General features: G+C 41.2%; 15 protein-coding genes. 2 read left to right on the top strand and 13 right to left on the bottom strand.

All coding sequences use genetic code 11. From position 1 onward, the window contains the following. Positions 1-182 precede the first annotated feature (182 nt). The 8 genes from JWQ85_RS18950 to trpD all read right to left on the bottom strand — a co-directional run bounded on the left by JWQ85_RS18950 (position 183) and on the right by trpD (position 15,543). The gene (locus tag JWQ85_RS18950; RefSeq protein WP_299470745.1) at positions 183-2,636 is read right to left on the bottom strand and encodes an ABC transporter permease; all 2,454 of its coding nucleotides are present in this window, start codon (positions 2,634-2,636) and stop codon (positions 183-185) included. A 42-nt stretch (positions 2,637-2,678) separates the two neighbouring features. Continuing rightward, the gene (locus JWQ85_RS18945) at positions 2,679-5,063 is read right to left on the bottom strand and encodes an ABC transporter permease (protein ID WP_299470743.1); all 2,385 of its coding nucleotides are present in this window, start codon (positions 5,061-5,063) and stop codon (positions 2,679-2,681) included. Between the two features lie 90 nt (positions 5,064-5,153). Then, positions 5,154-7,550, bottom strand: a complete 2,397-nt coding sequence (locus tag JWQ85_RS18940; protein ID WP_299470741.1) for an ABC transporter permease — start codon at positions 7,548-7,550, stop codon at positions 5,154-5,156. A gap of 92 nt (positions 7,551-7,642) precedes the next feature. Next, on the bottom strand, positions 7,643-10,057 hold the full coding sequence (locus JWQ85_RS18935; RefSeq protein WP_299470739.1) for an ABC transporter permease: 2,415 nt from the start codon (positions 10,055-10,057) through the stop codon (positions 7,643-7,645). Positions 10,058-10,095: 38 nt separating this feature from the next. After that, on the bottom strand, positions 10,096-12,522 hold the full coding sequence (locus tag JWQ85_RS18930; RefSeq protein ID WP_299470737.1) for an ABC transporter permease: 2,427 nt from the start codon (positions 12,520-12,522) through the stop codon (positions 10,096-10,098). Positions 12,523-12,745: 223 nt separating this feature from the next. Beyond that, positions 12,746-13,927 (bottom strand): tryptophan synthase subunit beta, encoded by a 1,182-nt coding sequence (gene trpB, locus JWQ85_RS18925; RefSeq protein ID WP_299470735.1) that lies wholly within the window; start codon positions 13,925-13,927, stop codon positions 12,746-12,748. After that, entirely contained in the window at positions 13,911-14,552 is a 642-nt protein-coding gene (locus JWQ85_RS18920; protein ID WP_299470733.1) for a phosphoribosylanthranilate isomerase, read from the bottom strand. The genes trpB and JWQ85_RS18920 overlap by 17 nt, the downstream gene beginning before the upstream one ends. A 1-nt stretch (position 14,553) precedes the next feature. After that, a complete protein-coding gene (gene trpD, locus JWQ85_RS18915) occupies positions 14,554-15,543 on the bottom strand; it encodes an anthranilate phosphoribosyltransferase (protein ID WP_299470731.1) in 990 nt (329 codons plus the stop codon). 293 nt (positions 15,544-15,836) lie between these two features. Here trpD and JWQ85_RS18910 point away from each other — a divergent pair, with 293 nt between their 5' ends. Then, a complete protein-coding gene (locus JWQ85_RS18910; protein WP_299470729.1) occupies positions 15,837-16,781 on the top strand; it encodes an ion channel in 945 nt (314 codons plus the stop codon). Positions 16,782-16,835: 54 nt separating this feature from the next. On the opposite strand, the gene JWQ85_RS18905 is transcribed toward JWQ85_RS18910, so the two are convergent. Genes JWQ85_RS18905 through recR form a run of 3 tightly spaced genes read right to left on the bottom strand, consistent with a single transcriptional unit; the run spans position 16,836 to position 19,095 of the window. Next, entirely contained in the window at positions 16,836-17,651 is an 816-nt protein-coding gene (locus tag JWQ85_RS18905; protein ID WP_299470727.1) for an SDR family oxidoreductase, read from the bottom strand. After that, the gene (locus JWQ85_RS18900) at positions 17,635-18,474 is read right to left on the bottom strand and encodes a glycosyltransferase family 2 protein (RefSeq protein ID WP_299470725.1); all 840 of its coding nucleotides are present in this window, start codon (positions 18,472-18,474) and stop codon (positions 17,635-17,637) included. The genes JWQ85_RS18905 and JWQ85_RS18900 overlap by 17 nt, the downstream gene beginning before the upstream one ends. A gap of 6 nt (positions 18,475-18,480) precedes the next feature. Beyond that, positions 18,481-19,095 carry a recombination mediator RecR gene (recR, locus tag JWQ85_RS18895; protein WP_299470723.1) on the bottom strand — a complete coding sequence of 205 codons (615 nt, stop codon included), beginning with the start codon at positions 19,093-19,095 and terminating at the stop codon, positions 18,481-18,483. A 286-nt stretch (positions 19,096-19,381) separates the two neighbouring features. Here recR and JWQ85_RS18890 point away from each other — a divergent pair, with 286 nt between their 5' ends. Next, complete coding sequence (locus JWQ85_RS18890; protein ID WP_299470722.1) at positions 19,382-19,915, top strand: hypothetical protein; 534 nt, start codon at positions 19,382-19,384, stop codon at positions 19,913-19,915. Positions 19,916-20,123: 208 nt separating this feature from the next. On the opposite strand, the gene JWQ85_RS18885 is transcribed toward JWQ85_RS18890, so the two are convergent. Both JWQ85_RS18885 and JWQ85_RS18880 read right to left on the bottom strand, forming a co-directional pair. After that, the gene (locus JWQ85_RS18885) at positions 20,124-21,197 is read right to left on the bottom strand and encodes an SGNH/GDSL hydrolase family protein (protein WP_299470720.1); all 1,074 of its coding nucleotides are present in this window, start codon (positions 21,195-21,197) and stop codon (positions 20,124-20,126) included. Between the two features lie 173 nt (positions 21,198-21,370). After that, on the bottom strand, positions 21,371-22,534 hold a 1,164-nt coding region (locus JWQ85_RS18880), incomplete at its 5' end, for a Smr/MutS family protein (protein WP_299470718.1).

The raw sequence follows: 22,534 nt of genomic DNA, 5'->3' as shown, positions 1-22,534 counted from the left end.
TCAGTTCGTTAATTAAATAAGTAGCCAGTAATAAAAAACAGCAGATACCTACTGCCAGGCCGGCCATACTAATTATAGATGTGGTTTTATTTTGCAATAAATTACGCCACGCTGTTTTTAAATAATTCCTGATCATATGCCTTTTATTATTGTTTTAGTCTTGTTTCTTATATCTTGATTCTTTACTCTGAACGTAAACTCTTTACAGGATTTGCCAGCGCTGCTTTTAGCGCTTGCGAACCAATGGTTATCAGACCAATAAATACCGCTATAGTTGCCGTGTAAGCAAAAATCGTCCAGTCTATATCTTTCCGGTAGGCAAACTCCTGTAACCATTTATTCATCAGCCACCATGCAATTGGCGAAGCAATAATGATAGAGGCAATGATCAATTTTAAGAAATCTACCGATAATAAAGACACAATAGTTTTTACACTTGCACCTAATACCTTCCGTACACCAATTTCTTTGGTGCGCTGTTCTGCGCTAAACGCAGCTAAACCAAACAAGCCAAGGCAGGATATCAGTATCGCCACAACGGTAAAATAACCAACTATACCGGCCAGCCTGGTATCTGCCTGATAGTTCTTATCAAAATCTTCATCCAGGAAACTATAGTCAAACGGGTCGTTCTGATCGTATTTTTTCCAACTTGTTTCGATAGTTTTTAGCATGCTGGCCATGTTACCGGGTTTTGCATGTATAACCATATAGTTAAAGCCGGCGGTGTTCAGCATAAAGCCATAGGGCGTTACCGGCAGGTGAAGGTCCTCATAGTGAAAATCTTTTACCACGCCAACAATGGTAAACGTGGTTGTGTTATCCTGAAATTTATTGAACAACTTTTTATTGACAGCATCCTTTGCACTACTGAAGCCAAATTCTTTGGCGGCTTTTTCGTTAATGATAATACTGTTACTGGTATCCGAATGAAAATCAGGGCCAAACAAACGGCCTGCAAGTGGCTGTATATTTAGTGTTTGTAAAAAGTTATCATCCACATAGTTGAGGCGGGTACGCTTACCTTCGGCAGTGGTTTGCCCTTCCTTATAAATCAAATTATCGCTTGGATTAAATATACCGGGATAATAGGCCGAGCCGCCAATTGATATCACCTGGCTATTTTCCTGCAGTTCGGCTTTTAAAGCAGCATAAGCAGATTTAGCAGTCGTGGTACGAAGCGGAACAATAATTTGCTGGTCTTTAGCAAATCCCAGATCGGCAGTACGCATATAGTTCATTTGCCTTGCTATAACTACTGAGGCTACAATAAGTACAACCGAAATTATAAACTGAAATACAACCAGGCCTTTACGCACCGCAACTACAGCCAATGAATTGGTTAGCTTACCTTTTAAAACCTTAACCGGGTTAAATGATGACAGGTAAAATGCCGGATAACTGCCTGCAAGCACGCCGGTTATTAACGCCATCACTAAAAATTCAAAAAACAATACTAGGTCCTGTGATACAGAAAGCGTTATTTCCCTTCCCGACAACTGGTTAAATAGTGGCAGCAATATTAAAGTGATAGCTATCGCGAAAATAAAGGCTATCAGGGTCATCAGGATAGATTCGCCCAGAAACTGTTTTATTAAGGTTGATTTCTCGGCACCCAATACCTTACGCACCCCAACTTCCGACGAACGTTTTGATGAGCGTGCGGTAGAAAGGTTCATGAAGTTGATACAGGCAATGATCAGCGTAAAAACCGCGATAGAAAACAGTACGTATAAATAAGTTTTGCTGGCGGGTGGTGTTACGTTACTTTCAACTTCGCTGCTAAGATGTATATCTTGCAGGGAAATAAGCGATTGCTCCTTTTGAAAGCCCATGTTTTTCAGATCCTTACTTGCATACTTATCCATAAATGCCGGCAGTTTGGCTTGCAGTTTAGCGGCATTTGTACCGGGTTTTAATAAAATATAGGTATAAAACATGTTATTGCTGGCAAAATCATTGGCCTGCCTTTTAATAAAACCTTCCATGTTGCCACCATTTACAGACAGGAAGAAGTTAGCATCAATATGTGATGGTGTTTTGCCATTTTTAAATACACCGGTTACGGTATAATCCTGTTCACCGTTTGTATTGCTGTTAACATGTATCACCTTGTTAAGGGCTGATTGAGCACCAAATAGTTTTTCAGCAAGTTTTTGTGATATTACTATGGTACGTGGGTTTACCAAAGCATTTGCAGCATCCCCTTCGGTAAAGTTATAGGTGAATATTTTAAAGAAGGATGCATCTGCCAGAAAACCCTTTTCTTCAAGGAAAGATTTACGCTCGCCACTGGTCGGGTTATACTGTACTATGGTTTTATCCTCAATAAACAATTTCAGCAACCTTGCACTTTCAACCACCTCGGGGAACTCGCGTTTTAAAGCGTCCCCCATTGGTGCCGGTGTGTTTGGCATTTTCACGGGCTTACTACCTTTTTGTATAAAAGCGGTTACCACCTGGTAAATGTTAGACGCGTTTTTATGCTGCGAATCGTAACTGGTTTCGTAATTAAGATACAAGGCGATCAGCATGCAGCACGCCAACCCTACCGATAATCCAAATATGTTGATGAACGAGAAGAACTTATTCTTCATCATATTACGCCATCCAATTTTGAAATAATTTTTGATCATGATATTAAATTCTAAATCCTAACTCTAATCCATCTTTAACCTTTATTCTGAACGTAAACTCTTCACCGGATTGGCTATAGCAGCTTTAATAGCCTGGAAACTTATAGTTGTAAGAGCAATCACCATGGCTAATATGCCGGATATAGCAAAAACCCACCAATGGATATCTATACGGTATGCAAAATCTTGCAGCCACTTATGCATAAAATACCAGGCAACCGGTGTTGCTATCACAAACGATATACTAACCAGTTTCATGAAATCTTTTGAAAGCATATTTACAATACCCGGTGTAGATGCGCCTAATACCTTGCGGATGCCAATTTCGCGGGTGCGCTGATAAGTACTATATGATGCCAGCCCAAGCAAACCAAGGCATGATATGGCTATAGCCAATATAGCAAAGTTGAAAAACAACTTCCCAAAGCGCTGTTCGCTGCGGTATTGCCTGTCAAAAAACTCATCTAAAAAGTAATAACTAAAAGGCCTGTTTGGTATAACCTGTTTCCATTTACTTTCAATGGCAGCCAAGGTTGCAGGCAGGTTTTTGGCATCAACCTTTACCGATACCAGGTTAAGGCCACCCAGTTCAACACGCATGCTTAGTGGCTTTATTTTTTCCTGTAACGACCGGAAGTGAAAATCTTTCATCACCCCAACTATTTTACCTTCGCGGCCCCATTGTTTAAAGCGGCGACCAATGGCTTGTTGCGGCGAACTATAACCAAATAATTTTACCGCTTCTTCATTCAATATCATTGCCTGCGCTGTATCCGTGCTTATAAAATCGCGAGAGAAAGGCCTGCCGGCAATCATTTTAATTTTAAACTGGTTCAGGTAATCAAAATCAACAAAATAAAGGTCGAGGTTGGCTATTTGCAGATCGCCTTTTTTGTTCTCGATCTCTGAATACGCCCCGTTATTACTACCACCCGGTACACTTGATGATAACGCGACTGATTTTACACCCGGTATAGATCTGATAGATTGCTGAAACGCATCCTTGCCCGTATCGCCGTTGCTATCCATTACCAGCATCTGGTCTTTTGAAAAACCAAGGTCGCGGTTACGCATAAAATCCATTTGGTTATAAACTATTATGGTACCAATTATCAGCGCTATAGAGATACTGAATTGAGCCACAACAAGGCTTTTTCTTAGTAAATTACCTTTAGTACCGGTAGAGAACCGCCCCTTTAAAACCATAACAGGTTTAAATGAAGAAAGCACGATAGCCGGATATATCCCGGCCAAAAAACCAATACTAACAGATATACCTAACAGGATAACTATATAATATGGGTTGGAGAATACGCCTTCACTAATTATTTTACCCGATAACTGGTTAAACAGTGGCAGCAATAAAGCCGAGAGTATAACGGTAATAACAAAGGCTATTAAGCATAACACTACAGATTCGCCAATGAATTGCCCGGCAAGTTCACCCTTGGCTGCACCCACAACCTTACGTATGCCTACTTCTTTAGCCCGTTCTACAGAACGCGCGGTAGTTAAATTAATAAAATTGATGCAGGCTATCAACAGTATAAATACTGCTACTATACTAAATATGTAAACATTGCTAATGCTGCCTACTTCTTGTCCTCCCCTTTTTGAATGTAGATAAATATCCTTTAAAGGCTCCAGCGATAAGGTGGCAAACATTTGGCGTTTGCGGCTTTCTTCGCCATTACGTTTCTCTACAAATGCAGGGAATTTTGCCTGTAATGTTTTGGCATTCACGCCCGGTTTTAATAACAAATAAGTTGTTGCGCCGTAATTACCCCATTGCTCCTCAATACCTTTATTGAACTTTTGGGTAATGGTTGACATCGATACCAGCATATCTGCCTTTATCTGCGAATTTCCGGGCATATCTTTCATTACACCCGTTACCATGGCTGGTATACCTTCGCCGGATAGTAATACGGTTTGCCCTACCGGATCGGTGTTGCCAAAATACTTTTTAGCAGCTGTTTCTGTAAATACAACATTTGCCACAGCAGAAAGCGCCGTTTTGGGATTTCCTTTTATCAGGTTAAAATCAAAAACTTTAAAAAAGTTGGAATCGGCAAATAATGTTCTTTCTTCCTGAAATTTAACGTTACCCTTTCTTACCAGGAAACTACCACCGCTTGTTCTCACATATGCTTCTACTTCCGGGAAATCGGCTTTTATATTAGGCGCAAACGCCCAAGAAGTAACATTCGTAGTAATAGTTTCTGATGGGGTTTTTATATCGGTAACCAGCCGGTAAATACGATCGGCCTTGGTATGGAACTTATCATAACTAAGTTCAAATGCCACATACATAAAAATAAAGAAGCAAGCAGTAATACCTACAGATAAGCCCGTAATGTTTATAAACGAGAATATACGGTGCCTCCACAGGTTACGAAGGGCTATTTTAAAGTGATTTTTTAACATATGGTTTAGTTTTAATGCTATTTATTATATCGTATTAATTATGACAATAGAACCCAAAAAGAGGTTACAGTTGCATGTAGTATTAAGTACTTATTCGCTCCTTAAACTTTTAACAGGGTTGGCAATTGCCGCTTTTATTGATTGAAAACTAATGGTTAATAAGGCGATCACCACCGATAGTAAAGCCACAGAAACAAACGTGCTTAGCGTAACATCAATACGGTAGGCATAATCTTCCAGCCATTGGTTCATTACATACCAGGCAAGCGGCCATGCAATTAAGTTGGATAGTAATACCAGCTTAATAAAGTGCCCGGATAGTAACAGCACTATGTTTTGCACCGATGCGCCTAAAACTTTTCTTACCCCTATTTCTTTAACCCGTTTCTCTGCCGAAAAAGATGCCAGTCCAAACAAACCTAAGCAGGATATTATAATAGCCAGGCCGGCCAGTATGCCTACAATTTTGCTTACCTGGTTATCGGCACGGTAAACTTCTTCAAAGTGCTCATCAAGAAACTGGTATTCGAATGGGTTTTCGGGATACAGGCTTTTCCAGGTGGCTTTAATATAGTTGATAGCCTCGGTTGATTTACCTGCTTTTATTTTAACCGATGCATTGCTGAAACCCCAATCTTTTTGGTTGAGCATAAACATGGTTTCTACCTTGTAATGCAGAGAGTTAAAATTGAAATTCTTGGCGATACCTGTAATTACGCCTGCCGAATCAAAACCAAAATGTTTACCAATTAGCGATTCCTGTTTTGCTTTAGGATAGTCTTTTAACAGTTCTTTGGCCAATGCCTCATTAATAATGTATTCATGACCATTGGCAGCTTTCTCGCTCGAAAAATTCTTGCCGGCAGCCAGCTTTATATTATACAGATTCAGGTAATCATGATCAACAATTAATCTGGTTGAGGTTAGTTGCCTTAACGGGCCATTATCATACTTAAACTCTACACCCGACTGATCTAAATGACTACCTAAATTATCTTGTGCACCGGTTACTGCTGTAATTAAAGAATTACCGGATAGTTGCTGCTTAAGTAAATCGAATTTGCGTGAGGTTATATTATCAAGCGGAATAGTAACTACCTGATCACGTGTAAAGCCCGGATCTTTCTTTTGCATAAAATCCAGTTGTTTTAGTACAAACACTGTGGCTATCATCAGAAAAACGGCGCTGGTAAACTGGCCAACAACTAAAATATTACGCAGCCTGCCTTTGTTCTTGCCGGTATCAACAGAGCCTTTTAAAACTTTTACCGGCTGGAAGGATGATAAGAAAAGTGCCGGGTAGATACCCGAAAGTATACCTACCAATACAGTACCCGCAAGCATAGTAAAAATGAAAACCGGATTGCTAAATATAGGTAATGCAATATGACGCTGACTTAAATTGTTAATATAAGGCAGTACAAATTCAACCAAAACAACTGATAATATCAGCGCAAATAACGATAGCAAAATGGTTTCGCCCAAAAATTGTAAAGCCAGTTGTAAACGGCCAGCTCCTATTGATTTGCGTATACCTACCTCTTTGGCCCGTTCTGCCGAACGCGCGGTAGAAAGGTTCATGAAATTTATACAGGCAATAATGAGCACAATAAATGCGATGATCCCAAACAGGTTGGTTGAGCTTTTATCAAATTTTTGAAAATTAATATAGTCCAGCCCAATATCGGCCGAATTTGCATGGACGCTTTTAAGCGGTAAAACAAATAGCTCGTAGAACTTATGGCCATCGCCGGGCATATATTTCTTTAGAAAATTGGGGAATTGTTTTTCTAATGTAGCAACGTTGGTGCCTGGTGCAAGCTCAAAATAAGTATTTAACCAATTACCGCCCCAACTATTCATCCATGGCTTAACAATACTACTGAATGAGTAAACTGCATCGAACTGCAATTGCGAATTTTGGGGCACATTAGCCAATACACCCGTCACTGCGAATTTTACAGTGTCACCGCCATAATGAGTAATGAATTTACCCATCGGGTCTTCGGTACCAAATAGTTTTTGCGCCGTTTCCTGCGTAATTAAAACACTGTTTGGTTTCTCCAAGGCAGTTTCACGATCGCCTTTTAACAGTTTAAAATCAAATATTTTAAGGAAGGTAGAATCGACAGCAAATACCTGGGGCAGAAATACACGTTTATCACCATAGGTTGTCTGATACTTAGTATCCCATTTAACGCGGGTAAAGTTTTTTATTTCGGGGAACTCGCTTTTTAGTGCAGGCCCCATTGGATACATAGATAAAGCCACCTTTTGCGATGCCACCATTCCCGGAAACTTCTGCACCTCGTTTAGGCGATAAATATTTTTACTATGAAAGTTATCAAAGCTTTTTTCGTACGATACAAATAGCAGGATGACAATACAAGCAGCCATACCTATGGCAAGGCCTACAATATTTATTGTTGATGACACCTTATTTTTCCAAAGGTTTCGCCAGGCCGTTTTAAAGTAGTTCTTTATCATGATGCTTTATTTAATTAAATTTAAAACTCTAAAAACTTAAGGATAAATCCTTAAGTTTTAGTCTAATATGTGTATTTCACCAATCTCTTAAATTACTCACTGCGCAAACTTTTAACAGGATTTACCAGCGCAGCACTAATTGCTTTATAACCTACTGTTATCCACGCTATTATTACCGATAATACAATAGATATGGCAAATATTCCCCAACCGGGATGTATGCGATATGTGAACCCCTGAAGCCATTGCTGCATAAAATACCATGCAACAGGCGCCGAAATAATAAAGGATATAAGAATAAGCACGGTAAACTCTTTTGAGAACAGGTACACAATATTTGCTACCGACGCGCCCAGCGTTTTACGTATGCCTACTTCTTTAGTGCGCTGTACCGCCATAAACGATACCATACCATACAAGCCCAGGCACGATATAAAAATGGCTATGCCTGCGAATATTTTATATAGCTGAGATAGCTGACTTTCCTTTTTATAAAAATTCTCTATTTTTTGATCAAGGAATTTGTGTTCGTAGAGATTATCGGGGAAGGTTTTTGTCCACTGGTTTTCAATTGCTGCCAGGGTGGGTTGCATGTTAGATGGCGAAAGCTTGATATTGGCTATACCATACTGCCCTGTCCAGGCTGCCATAACTACCGGTGGTATTTGTTCGCGTAACGATGTAACATTAAAATCCTTTACCACACCAACAATTCTTTGAGTTAAGTTTTTATCACCCCAAATATTTATGGTTTTACCAATAGCATCTTTAGGGTTTGTTACCCCAAGGTTTTTTAGAAGTGTTTCGTTAACCACATAAGCGTTTACGGTATCGCTTTTAGCGTAGGGCCCGCCGGCAAGAAACTTCAGATCATATAGCTTAAAGTAGTCGGCATCAGCCCATTTCAAATTCACCCTAAATTCGGTTTCAACAGCTGCGTTATCATAAGTTATCGGGGTGCCCCAGTTTATATTATCAGACGGACTGCTAAAACTGTAGCTAAAATTTTTAACGTTCGGCTGCCGTAGTATTTCGTTTCGTAAAGCACCCATCCTTAGGCGGCTAATGCTGTCGCCGGGTAAGGTTACTGTTATTACAGCATCTTTATCAAAGCCTAATGGCGAGTTTTTGAAATGATTTAATTGGCTGATAATAACTATAGTGCCTATTACCAGCACTTGCGCTATGCCAAACTGTATCACAACAAGGCCACGCCTTAAGGTTATACCATTGCTTCTAACCCCGGTAATTTTGTTTTTTAATGCAGCTATTGGGTTAAAGCCCGATAGCACCATTGAAGGATACAAGCCTGACAATAAGGTAACTACAATAAGTACCACCGCTAAAAATGTTACAATAATCGGGTCGGTAATAAAGCCGGAACTTAGTTTTATTTCGAGCAGGCCGTTTAATGCAGGCAAAGCCGCTTCGCTTAAACCCATTGCTAACACTACAGAAAACAGGGTTATGATAAATGTTTCGCTTAAAAACTGCAGGATAAGCTGTTTGCGCTTGCTGCCTAATACCTTTCTTATACCCACCTCTTTAGACCTGTTAACCGCCTGTGCCGTGGCCAGGTTTATAAAGTTAACACACGCTATTACCAGTAAAAACGCACCGATAAGGCTTAATGTCCTGATCATGTCTTTACTAAATACTTGTCCACTGAATAAGCCGACACGGGTGTCAAAATGCATTTCTGTTAGCGGCTGCAATAAAAATGCTTCTCTTTTAGCTTCATCAGGGCGATGTTTTTTTATAAATGCCACCATATCATGGTTAAAACGTGCCTCGCTTACATTCTCAGGCAATACAATAAAGCAATTGTGCGATCCAAAATTGCTGTTCCAGTCTTCAAGGTTGTTAACATAGTCAGTCTTTTTAATGGTAGGGTATGATATCGCGATATTTACAGGTAAATCAGTATTTAAAGGCAGATCTTGCAGTATACCGGTGACTTTAAGGTCTATCTTGTTTTCGTAAGTAATGGTTTTACCTATTGCATTTTGCCAATCGCCGAAGTATTTTTTTGCCATGCGCTGCGTAAGCACAGCGGTATTAGGTTCGTTCAAGGCCGTTTTTTTATCGCCGGCTACCCAGGTAAAGTCAAATACATTAAAAAATTGTGTGTCGGTAATATAAAGGTCATCTTCCTTAAATCTTTTAATTTGTCCTGCATTATCCTTGACGCTTATTTGTTTCCCTTGATCGTTAATAACAGTTGTTACCAGCGGTAATTGGGGGAAGTCAACGCGCAAATCTCTTGCTATAGGCAATGGTAAACCGGCCCTTAGTTTAACACCTTCAGACGAGGTGCGTTGATTTAATACGCGATAAATACGGTCCTTTTTAGCGTGATAGGTGTCAAACCCGGTTTGAAAGTGTATCACTAAAAATATAAGCAGACAGGCGGCAATACCAATGGCAAGCCCTGTGATATTTATTATAGTATAGCTTTTGTTACGAAGCAAACTACGCCAGGCCGTTTTAAAATAATTTTTTAACATATAATTTAAATGATAAATTTCTAATATTTAAGTCTCAACTATTCACTTCTCAGGCTCTTCACCGGGTTTACCAGTGCCGCCCTAACTGCTTTATACCCCACCGTTAACCAAGCTATTACTATAGATGACACAATAGCCAACACAAATACGCCCGCTGTTAATGGTATGCGGTAAGCAAAGTTTTGTAACCAGCCCGACATCATGTACCAGGCTGCCGGCATAGCTATCACAAAGGATATGGCTATCAGTATCATAAACTCTTTTGAGAACAGCAGCACAATGCTGAATACCGACGCCCCTAATACTTTACGCACACCAACTTCTTTAGTACGTTGTACTGCCATGAACGATACCAACCCGTATAAACCAAGGCATGATATGAATATGGCGATAAAGGCGAAGATCTTGTAAACCAGCGCCAGTTGGTTTTCCTGGCGGTAGAACTGTGCAATATTATCATCAAGGAAATAGCCGTTGTAAGCATATTCCGGGTAAGTGCTTTCCCAAAGCTTTTTAATCTCCTTGGTTGTTTTAGTAAGGTTTTTTGTCTGGATCTTAACAGCCACCTGCGATTCGTACTGTTTTTGAGCCATTATATAGATAGGCTTTATGGCATCACGCAACGAATTGGTCTTGAAATCTTTCACCACGCCGGTAATAGGTAACCAGCGCTTCCCTCCTCCTAATTTAACCGTTTTACCAATTGCATCTTCGGCCTTTTGGATGCCAAGCTTATGAATAAAGGTTTCGTTAACAACAACTTGTCGGGCGGTGTCGCTGCTGTCGTACTCCTTACCTGCAACAAATTTCAACCCGTAGGTTTTAAAGTAATCACCATCAGCAAACTTTAAAAAAGTGGTAAAGTTTATATCCTTCATGGAGTTGTTGAAGTAGAAATTTGAACCCCAATTATTTTCTGATGATGGTGCATCCGAAGCAAAACTCATCGATTTAACATCGGGATTTTGCAGGATCTGTTGCTTAAACGATTCCATTTTGCCCAGGCTGATACTATCGGTATAACCCGGTATCACCAAAACCGCGTTTTTGTTAAAACCAAGGTCGGCCTCGTTTACAAAATTCATTTGGTTAACGGCTACGATGGTACCGATAATAAGTAACTGTGCTATAGCAAATTGCGCCACAACCAATGCCCTGCGCAATGGTATGCCACCTATTGATGCCGCTGTGATTTTATTTTTAAGCGCGGCAACAGGTTTAAAGCCCGACATAACCAATGCCGGGTAAATGCCCGATAAAAGCACTACTGCTACCAAAGTGATTACCAGGAATAACACAGTGCCTGTATTTAGCAAAGCGATATCATCGGGCACGCTGGCAATGTTTTTAAGGTAAGGCAAAGCTATTTTTGCCATCGCGACAGCTAATATTACCGAGAACAGGATCACCATTGTAGTTTCGCCAATTACCTGGGCAATAAGCTGTTTACGCGTGCTGCCCATTACCTTGCGGATCCCTACCTCTTTTGAACGACCAACCGATTGGGCAGTTGACAGGTTAATGAAGTTGATAGATGCCATCAGGATAATTAGAATTGCAATAAAGGTTAAGGTATTAATGGTAGCCTTGCTGGTAAGGTGGTCGCCAAGGGTATTGCCTACTTTGGTATCAAAGTGCATCTGGCTAAGTGGCTGTGCCAGGTGGGCGCGTGGGGTGCGTTTTTTGTCGTTTAAGTTCTTATTTGTAAAGCCTATAAGTTGTTTTTCAAAACTCTGCTGACTTAAGCTTTGCGGCAATAAAGCAAATATCTGGTGATTACTGCTTATAGACCCCCAATCGGTATTATAATTATAGGTGGTGCCTGTTTGTTTCCAGGTAATGTACGATACCATTATTTTCATCGGGATATCGCTGTTACTTGGCGAATCATCCACAACCCCTGCTACCCTTAGGTTTAAGGTATTATCCATTTTAATGGTTTTACCTGCGGCGGTTTTCCAGTCGCCAAAGTATTTGGTAGCAATAGCTTTGCTAACAACAACCATATTGGGCTGCGAAAGCGCGTCTTTAGTACCATTAAGCCATTTGGCCTGAAAGATATCGAAGAACTGCGGTTCCATAAAGAAGACACCAATAGGCTCGATGAATTTTTTATCACCTGCGGCGTTGCCAGGATCAGCACCCTGAACGGTCATTTGGCTGCCGTAGCTTGAGTTTAAAGCTGCAAATTTTATCTGTGGGAAATCGATCCGCAAAGCATCCAGGGCCGGTGTAGAAACGCCCGGGTTGTAGTTTATACCATCTTCCGCGGTTTGTTTGGTAACCACGTGATAGATGCTTTTGAAATTACTGTTGAAAGTATTGTAGCTAAGCTCGAATTGCAGGATTACGAAGATGAGTAAACACGCACCAATGCCCACACTTAAGCCGGAAATATTTATGATAGAATGTGCCTTATGACGGATGATGTTTCTCCAGGCAATTTTAAAGTAATTTTTAAACATAGCTATGGTATTATGTTTTATAAAGGCTAAAACATATACCAAATTACTAAGTTACTAATAATGAGATATTTAAACAGATGGATAACTGTACGATATGTACGTAACTGTAACAGTACGTGTTCGGTTATGATACAGTTAATATTAGAGGTTATAGAGCTGACGATCAGAGATTAGAAAAATCAATCTTAACTACACTCTGATCTCCAGACCCTAATCCTCTAACTTAGAACCCGAAATGCCTGATATAAGTATCCAAATCTTTATCCCCCCTGCCCGATAGGCATATCACCACGTTATCGCTTTTTTGGAAGGTCATCTTCTCCAGGTAGGCCAGCGCGTGCGCGGTTTCAATGGCCGGGATAATACCTTCCATTTGTGAGCAAAGCAAGCCGGCATCCAATGCTTCATCATCGGTGATACTTACATATTTGGCGCGGTTTATTTTGTATAAATGCGCATGTTGCGGACCAATACCGGGGTAGTCCAGTCCGGCGGATATAGAATAGGGTTCCTCTACCTGCCCATCGGCAGTTTGCATTAGTATGGTACGGCTGCCGTGTAACACGCCTTCTTTACCTAAAAATGTGGTAGCTGCCGAGTGCCCGCTATCAACACCCTTACCCGCGGCTTCAACAGCAACCAGCTTAACATCCTCATCATCTAAAAAATGATAGAACATACCCATAGCGTTACTGCCACCACCTACACAGGCCATAACGTATTGCGGTAATTCGTTGCCTGTTTGCTCCAGTAATTGTGTTCTTGTTTCTGCAGATATAATTGACTGGAAACGAGCTACCATATCCGGGTAAGGATACGGGCCTACTACCGAGCCTATAATGTAATGGGTATCAACCGGGTTACCTATCCAGTCGCGCAGGGCCTCATTGGTGGCGTCCTTAAGCGTTTTACTGCCCGACGTTGCCGGCACTACCTTTGCACCCAACATCTTCATACGGGCCACGTTTGGTGCCTGGCGCTCCATGTCAATTTCGCCCATATAAACAATACATTCTATACCTTTTAAGGCGCAAACTGTAGCAGTTGCTACCCCATGCTGACCGGCCCCTGTTTCGGCAATAATGCGCTTTTTACCAAGACGCTGCGCTAAAAGTATCTGCCCAATGGCATTATTTATTTTGTGCGAACCCGTATGGTTCAGGTCTTCCCGTTTAAAGAAGATATTAGCGCCATATTTTTCAGAATATCTTTTTGCATGATACAATGGCGAAGGCCTGCCCACATAATCTTTCAACAACTGGTCAAACTCGGCTTTAAAGCTTGGGTCGCTCAGTATTTTTATATACTCCTGTCTTAGCTCTTCAACATTTGGGTACAGCATTTCCGGTATGTATGCGCCTCCAAAATCTCCGTAATAGCCATTTTCGTTAACTCCGTACTTCATTGCTGTTAAATGTATTTATTGTATTAAATGCTTGTGTTAATTTATCTATGTCTTTTAATGCTGGTGATATCTCAAACTTACTGTTAAGGTCTACCCCATAAAATGCAGGGTGTTGTATTTGCTTCACTTCCTCCAAATTATCAAGGCTTAATCCACCCGATAAAAAGAAAGGCACATCCAGCTTATATTTATTCAATATACTCCAATTAAATGTTTTGCCCGAGCCGCCATGCGCAGCCGTTTTAGTATCGAACAGAAAATAATTTACATTGTTCTTGTAAGCTTCAAGTTGTGCAAAATCAAAATTTTCGTCCACACCAAATGCCTTTATCACCTGTACCTCGTGCTTAAACATATCGCAAAACTCAGGGCTTTCTGCTCCGTGCAACTGTATCGCGTCAAATTTATATTTGTAGATTAGCTTGCTTATACTATCGGCATCCTCATCTACAAAAACGCCTACTTTAATAACATTAGTGGATATATTTACTAATTCATCATCATCCATGCCGCCAATAAAACGTGGCGATCTGTCATAGCAAATAAAGCCCATATAATCGGGCGCTAAGGCCTCAACAGCTTTAATGTTATCAGAATCCCTTAATCCGCAAACTTTAATTTTCATCTTAATTGGCTAACAAAGTTTTAAAACTACCCAATGCCTTTTTGCTTACCAGCGATTCTTCTGCCTCGTAAAAGCAATCTGCAAAGCTTTTTTCCGGGTGGATGGTTTTAATGGCCATTGCGGCATTGCTTAATACTACATTGTTTTGGGCAATGGTAGCATCATTGTTAAGCACCTTCATAAATATATCGGCCGAATCGCTAACGGTATGCCCGCCGGTTATCTGATCTTCATTCAGCTTATCAAAACCAAGGCTTTCAATGCTGTTTATCTTTTCGCCTTCGGCAGAAAACGTTTTAAAATCACAGGTAAGGGAAATTTCGTCATAACCATCCAGCGCGTTCAGGATGGTATATTTCACATCAGATTTTTGATACAGATATGCATATACCCTTGCCAGCTCCAGGTTAAACACACCTACCAACTGGTTTTGCGGTTTAGCGGGATTTACCATAGGGCCCAGCATATTAAAGAAAGTTTTCACACCCAATTCGCGGCGAATAGGTGCTACGGTTTTCATGGCCGGATGAAACAGTGGTGCATGCAGGAAACAAATATTCGCTTTATCAATGCTGCGTTTAAGTGCATCGGCATTATTGGTAAACACATACCCTAAATGCTCCATCACGTTTGATGAACCACAACCCGATGATACCCCATAGTTGCCATGCTTAGCCACCTTATACCCCGCCCCAGCTACCACAAACGAGGCCAGGGTAGAAATATTGAACGTGTCTTTACCATCGCCACCGGTACCGCAAAGGTCTATCAGTTCGCCTGTTTGCAAATCAATTGGCAGGCAAAGTTCCAGCATGGCATCACGGAAACCTTCCAGTTCGTTTACTGTAATGCTGCGCATGCAATAAGCCGTCATAAAGGCGGCCATTTGCGAATTATTGTATTTACCTAAAGCAATGTTCTTCAAAATATCTTTCGATTGCTCGCGGGTAAAAATTTTATGTTCAAAAAGATGATTAAGTATTTGTTTCATATTTGGGGCATAAAAAAAGGGTTACCATGTGGCAACCCTTCTGTATATTTTATAAAAAAACAAAAAATGAGGCTGCCTTACGAATTCTCGTTAAGCCACCACCAATTGTTGTTTAATATTTGCACTTTCATTTTGTTAAGCAAATATGGAAATTGTTTTCACTAAAAGCAAGCTTTATGATATTTTTACGGGAAAAGCAATTAGTGATTTATTGATCAGGGGAATAGTTATTGGGGGAATCCCTTACTTTTCAAATCAATAAATCACTAATTCACCAAATCGCTAATTAACGTATGGCTATTCGCAATCAACAAGTTAACCCCGAAAACGATCTTGGCTTTGGCCCCCAGCCGGTTATAAAAAGCCAGCCGCTTATTAATAAAGATGGTTCGGTAAATGTTAAACGCAGAGGCCTTTCGCGGTTTAATACCGCCGATACTTACCATACGCTTATAAAAATGAGCTGGACAAGGTTTTGGGTAGTGGTATTAAGCGGTTATTTAATTGCCAACCTGTTTTTCGCGTCTATATATGTATTAATAGGCATGGACAGCCTTGACGGTGCATCGGGCCATAACCATATGAGCCATCTTTTGGATGCCTTTTTCTTTTCGGCACAAACCATATCAACTGTGGGTTATGGGCATATTAGTCCGCGGGGTGTGGTGGCCAACAGCGTAGCCGCATTTGAATCAATGATAGGCTTACTGGCTTTTGCACTGGCAACAGGCTTATTATATGGCCGTTTCTCTAAACCATCAGCAAAAATCGTTTACAGCGATAATATTCTGGTAGCGCCATACAAGGAAAATGGCCGCGGTTTAATGTTCAGGCTGGCTAACATCCGTAAAAATGTATTGATAGACCTGCAGGTGGAAATCATATTCTCCTACAATGAAATGGTAAATGATAAACCTATAAGGCGGTTTTTTCCGTTGGAAGTTGAACGCAAATTTGTGAGTTTGCTTACCCTTAACTGGACGGTTGTACATCCTTTAGATGAAAATAGTCCGCTGATTGACATGACGCTTGACGATCTGGAAAAAGGTGCGGCATCCTTCGCGGTATTGCTCAAAGCTTTTGATGATACATTTTCACAAACGGTGCACTCACGTACCTCCTACACAGCTCATGATATGGTATGGGATGCAAAATTCATCCCTATGTTTAACCGGGATGAAACCGGAAGGATTGAGCTGGATATGAGTAAGATTGGTGATTATAATTTGGTTCATTAGTTCACTTGTTCATTAGTCGATTAGTAGTACATCCAATACCAATGAACCAATACACTATTTCAACAGGGCATTCTTCTCCCTCGCGAAAACTTTAAAAACCTGCTTATCCAAAAATGCAGGTAAAAACTTATTCAGGAATATGGTTAACTTCCCTTGAAAGGTCATTATTAAGGTGCGTTCGCGGTTTTCAATGCCGTTTGCAATGATTCGAGCGACTTCTTCTGAAGTCATCATTTTATCTTCTTCCAAGGTGCTTTCGCCTTGCTGGGTACCGTTCTTATCAAGCGCGGTGTTGCGGATATTAGATGAGGTAAACCCCGGGCAGGCCACCATAATATGCACACCTGTACGCAGGTTCTCTATCCGTAAAGCATCCAGAAAGCCATTCATGGCATATTTAGATGCCGAATAACCCGTGCGCCCGGGCAGGCCTTTGTAACCTGCAATGGATGAAACGCCAACAATACTTCCTTTAGTTTTTGTAATTTCGGGCAGGGCATATTTGGTACAATAAACTGTACCCCAAAAGTTTACATCCATTAACGATCTAAAAACTTTAAGATCTACATCCTTGAACAGAGCCCGCATAGATATACCCGCGTTATTCACCAGGATATCAATTTTTCCGAAAGTTGATAATGCTTGCTTAATAAGCGCCGCGCAATCCTCTTCTATTGATACATCACACTGTACAGCTACAGCTTTTACATTATACTCTGCTTGGATATCATGCGCAATTTCGCATAAAGTAACATACTGGCGGGCTGCCAATACCAAATTAGCGCCACGCCCGGCAAGCTCAATAGCAAGGGCTTTACCTATTCCAGATGATGCGCCGGTGATAATGACTACCTTATCTTTCAATTTCATATTTCGGGGCAAACATTTGCGGGATGCCCGGCATTTTTAACTCTGGCATATGCAGCAAATATTTGGTGGCGAATATAATCATAGCACCATAAAAATGCCTGATGTAATCCCAGCTAAATTTAGATTGAAGCTGTGTATTGAAGTTAAGTATATAAGTTCTTGGGAAATAGTAATTTTTATAACCAGCCAACCTAATACGGAATGACAGGTCGATATCATGGCCAAACATTACAAAATTTTCATCCAGGTCACCGATCTGGTTAACCACCGATTTGCGGAGCAGCATAAAGGCGCCATTTATTACGTCAACCTCGGTTGTGGCAAATTCCTCTTCCTCTATCCAAAATTCATCATTTTTATACAAGCGGGATTTTGTGAAATATTTAGACAGGCCGGTTAATTTAAATAAACCACCCCAGGCTCTTCCAAAACCGGTTCTCGACTCGGTTAAAAACTGGCCGCGCGGACTAAGCATACGCACACCAACACCACCGGCATTATTATGTGCATCCATAAATTCTACTACCTGCTCTATTGTTTTTTTGCCGCTAATTGTATCCGCATTGACCAGTAAAACATACTCTCCTGTAGCAAGTTCAATACCCTGATTTCGGGCTTTTGCTACACCGAAGGTAAATTTATTAAGGATCAGGTTTACTTGCGGGAATTCATTCTGCACCATTTCTACAGACCGGTCCGTAGATGCATCATCAACCACAATTAGCTCATAATCAATATCTCTACAAGCTCTAATTAAAGCAAATAATGATTGCTTTAACATGGTACACATATTGTGATTAACAACGATAACGGAAAGTTTCATAGCGGATCAGGATAAAGAATTTTCGTATGGTACACGAGTTACGATAGATCGTCCTAAAGTAATCTCGTCCACATACTCTAATTCTCCACCAAAAGCTATGCCACGGGCAATAGTTGAGATATTTATATTGAATTGTTTTAAACGTTTGTGCAGGTAAAAGATAGTGGTATCCCCTTCCATAGTAGCACTTAGGGCAAAAATAATTTCTTTAACCGCATTATCTTTCAGCCTTTCAACAAGCGTATCCACCTGCAGGTCGGCGGGGCCAATGCCATCCATAGGCGATATTAACCCACCTAAAACATGGTAAACACCGTTGTATTGATTGGTATTTTCAATGGCCATTACATCGCGTGTATCTTCTACCACGCATATCAGGCTATGGTCGCGTTTGGGCGATGAACATATCTCACATACCTTTTGGTCGGATATGTTATGGCAGGTTTGGCAAAACTGAATTTCGTTACGCAGCTTGCTTATGGCAGTACTAAACTTTTGCACCTCGTCCTTATCGCGGTTAAGCAAATGCAACACTAAACGCAATGCGGTTTTTTGGCCCACACCCGGCAGTTTCGCAAATTCGGCAACGGCATCCTCCAGCAACTTCGATGAAAAATTCATTCGGCGAATTTACGCATTTATGCTAATGGTTCATAGCCCTGGTAAAGCATCGAAATATTGCTTTTGTTCTGCTTTTTTAAAAATGGAACGAAATATTTGAACATAAGCAGAGATCTAAAGCGTCCATAAACGGCCTTAAAACGGCCTTAAAATGGCTTAAAAACGACCCGAAAACGACAAAAAGTTTTTGGAAACTATAGATCGCTTTCAATTAATTTATAATTAACAAATACAAACAATTAGAAAACTCAAACCTTTATTACAATACAACCAATTTATAAACATCATGGCACCATATGACGATAACGAACAGCAAGATAAACCACACGGATACCGCGTAGAAGATGACCATAATCTGGAAGAAAAAGACCTGCGCCGCAAGTCCTTTATGTTTGGCTCGGAAGAGAAAACAGGTAACGAGCCTGGTATGGAAGGAACTCCTTCGGGTGGTCAACGTTTTGGTAAGAGCAGTAACACACCAGCCGGTGATGACAAAAATAACCCATCACAAAACGCCGGTTACACCAACGAATACTTCAGGCGTACCGAACCATCTGACGAACACCCCGAGTATAATAACTTTAAAGACCCCAGCCAGTTAGGCCAGTCTAACTATACCGAAACTACCGGCGCGGTGCCTAACGGCCAGTCTGACGAAGAAAATGCCGCCCCTGTTAGAGAAGATTCGGAGCAGAACAACGACACGGAAGATAACAGGAACGAATCGCAGCAAAGCTACCAGAAAGGCACTGCCGATGGTTACGACAATATGAATACCCCCGGCCCTAACGAAACACCCGACCCAAGGTTTGGGGAGTAAAGTAATTCAAACCTGTCATTTCGAACGAGGTACGAGGAGAAATCTTTTACAACAGACACGATGGCCTTGCATAGCTGAACATGCATGAGTAAAAGATTTCTCCTCGCTCCTGCGCCAAATCCTGCCCATGCTCGTTCGAAATGACAGGGTGGTTATGCACAGTTCGCTAATAGATGCTTCGCTATCGCTCAGCATGACAAAGGTTGTATTACCACTTAAACGTCTTTGTAATATACCCAATCAGATCATCGGCCATAACCTGTTGCTCTTTGGCGCTTGGGTGACCGGGGGTATTTTTGTAGGGGAAGAAATGGGTATAAATATCTTTATCATGTAAGCCAGCAACGGCATTCTCAATATATCCCGGCCATGCCGAGCCTTCTTTTGTAGCATCCATAGCACCTAAAGCGCAAATTATTTTTGCCTTTGGATATTTGCTCCTGATAGATACGATAAATTTTTGATAGTGCTCTATGATGAATTGAGGTGTTGGCGGCGTAGTGCCAAACAGCTTTTTAAACTGTGGGTGTTCCTTGTTGACGCTTAACCATGAATCATTTTGGAATAGGTTAACCACAACCAGTTCGGGTGTGTACTTCTTAAAATCCCATTTAGCGGTAGAATCATGGGCTTTAACACGATCGTAAATATCGGGCATTACATAATCAAACCAGCTGATAACAACGCCTATCCCACTTTTTGATATAGAATGATAATCGGCGTTAAAGTGGCGTGCGGTGATATTCGCGTAACTTTTGTAGCCATTCTCAAACTCGGCAGTCCCCCTATCCTTGCCTGCAGTATCTTCAATAGCATAACCGCAGGTAATGGAGTTACCATAAAATTCTATTCTATGGGCATTAACCGGTGGCGGCAGTACTTTACCGTTGATATTAAAACTGTAAAAGAACAGGCTGCCCATATCATATTCGGTACGTTTAAACAGCTCTAACCGGTGGTTGCCTTTTGGCAAGCCGGATACCAGCTCATATTCTGTTGGATTTTTGGCGGGCTGTATAGCAGTACTGGTAACCTTGCCATCAACCACAACGGTTACACGATCCATCCCGGTATCATCCCTCAATAAAGCTTTCGCAGCCGTACCATTAAAATTAATAATTACCGATGATGCCGTCCAGGTAAGTTCGGCAGAGCTATCCTGCAAAGCTATACGGCCCATGTATTTAACATTGTGGTTATTAAAATTGATAATAGTTTGCGCCCTGCTGTTGAGGGTGGCAAATGCTAAGGTTAGAAACAGAAAAAATGCAGAACGTTTCATGGTAATTGTATTGTTTAATTCAACGATTAAATTTAAAACAAAGCGCTTTCTCTTTCCCCTCTTGAGGGGGCGCGTTTGGCGGAGCACTGGCAGGGGTGTGTTATTCCAATCGCTCATATAACACACCCCTGCACCCCTCTCAAGAGGGGAATCGCGGAACCCGGCTACTACGCCTATTTTAAATATACGTAAGTAATCCCATCCCCACCCCTGTCCGGATGTTCATCTTCCATGCGGTCAACTTGATCATATTTTTTCAGGTACTGGCGTATCATCTTGCGTAAAATGCCATCGCCTTTCCCGTGTAATATCTTAAGGGTCCCAAAACCCATCATCAGGGCGCGGTCAAAAAGTTTCTCAATGGCAAACAGCGCATCCTCGGTTCGCATACCGCGCACGTCAATCTCCGGACTAAAGCTGGCTATATCGCTGGTATGGGTATTCATCGACTTACGCAGTTCTTTTGGTACGGCGGCCTTTGTAACCTTTTCTAAGCGTTTGCGCTTAACAACGGTCCGCAATTCGCCCATGGCAATAACTACGTTATCTTTTATCAGTTCTATTACTTGGCCAGTGGTATCGCCGTCTATCAGTTTAACCCAGTCGCCCGGTTTAATATCTTCATCTGCAGCCACCTTTGGTTTTACAACATCCGGTTTAACCGTGTTTTTCTGAAGTTCTACCGTTAAATTGTCGCGCAGGTTTTTGGTGATCTCTTTATCGGCATTACTGCTTTTTATTTCGGCGATGGTATTCTCAACCAACTTGTTAGCATTCAGTATAATATTCTTTGCTTCCTGTTTGGCCTCTTTCAACAGTGCTTTTCTGTTTTCGTCTAAAAAGCTTTTCAGCTCTTCATTTTCGGCCAGTAAGCTATCCATACGGCGTTGCTGTTTATCCAGTTTAAGCTTAGTATCAAATATCTCTTTCTTTTCGCGTTCTAAATCAACCAATAAACTGTCAACCTTTTTTTGGCCGCTGCTTATTTTATTTTTGGCCAGGTTAAGCACGTTTTGCGGTAGGCCTATCTTCTGCGCTATTTCAAAAGCATACGAGCTGCCCGGCTTGCCAACCTCCAGCATATACATGGGCAGCATTTCGGTATTGTTGAATAGCATGGAGGCATTCTCGATACCCTCGGTATGGCTGGCGAAGATTTTAAGGTTGGAGTAATGCGTGGTAACCATCCCTCTCACCTTTTTATGGTTCAAGGCTTCCAGCACGGCTTCGGCTATAGGGCCGCCAAATTGCGGGTCGGTACCGGTACCAAACTCATCTATCAGTATCAGCGTTTTACCATTGGCATCCTCCACAAATTTCTTCATTTTAGATAGATG

The organism is Mucilaginibacter sp. (genome assembly GCF_028288105.1).
Taxonomy (GTDB): domain Bacteria; phylum Bacteroidota; class Bacteroidia; order Sphingobacteriales; family Sphingobacteriaceae; genus Mucilaginibacter.
The sequence above is the reverse complement of the archived record's forward strand: the minus strand, read 5'-3'. Positions and strand labels throughout refer to the sequence as shown.

Coding starts and splice junctions, on each gene's coding strand:
- JWQ85_RS18950 (WP_299470745.1), bottom strand. CDS start 2,636: ATGATCAAAAATTATTTCAAAATTGGATGGCGTAATATGATGAAGAAT.
- JWQ85_RS18945 (WP_299470743.1), bottom strand. CDS start 5,063: ATGTTAAAAAATCACTTTAAAATAGCCCTTCGTAACCTGTGGAGGCAC.
- JWQ85_RS18940 (WP_299470741.1), bottom strand. CDS start 7,550: ATGATAAAGAACTACTTTAAAACGGCCTGGCGAAACCTTTGGAAAAAT.
- JWQ85_RS18935 (WP_299470739.1), bottom strand. CDS start 10,057: ATGTTAAAAAATTATTTTAAAACGGCCTGGCGTAGTTTGCTTCGTAAC.
- JWQ85_RS18930 (WP_299470737.1), bottom strand. CDS start 12,522: ATGTTTAAAAATTACTTTAAAATTGCCTGGAGAAACATCATCCGTCAT.
- trpB (WP_299470735.1), bottom strand. CDS start 13,927: ATGAAGTACGGAGTTAACGAAAATGGCTATTACGGAGATTTTGGAGGC.
- JWQ85_RS18920 (WP_299470733.1), bottom strand. CDS start 14,552: ATGAAAATTAAAGTTTGCGGATTAAGGGATTCTGATAACATTAAAGCT.
- trpD (WP_299470731.1), bottom strand. CDS start 15,543: ATGAAACAAATACTTAATCATCTTTTTGAACATAAAATTTTTACCCGC.
- JWQ85_RS18910 (WP_299470729.1), top strand. CDS start 15,837: ATGGCTATTCGCAATCAACAAGTTAACCCCGAAAACGATCTTGGCTTT.
- JWQ85_RS18905 (WP_299470727.1), bottom strand. CDS start 17,651: ATGAAATTGAAAGATAAGGTAGTCATTATCACCGGCGCATCATCTGGA.
- JWQ85_RS18900 (WP_299470725.1), bottom strand. CDS start 18,474: ATGAAACTTTCCGTTATCGTTGTTAATCACAATATGTGTACCATGTTA.
- recR (WP_299470723.1), bottom strand. CDS start 19,095: ATGAATTTTTCATCGAAGTTGCTGGAGGATGCCGTTGCCGAATTTGCG.
- JWQ85_RS18890 (WP_299470722.1), top strand. CDS start 19,382: ATGGCACCATATGACGATAACGAACAGCAAGATAAACCACACGGATAC.
- JWQ85_RS18885 (WP_299470720.1), bottom strand. CDS start 21,197: ATGAAACGTTCTGCATTTTTTCTGTTTCTAACCTTAGCATTTGCCACC.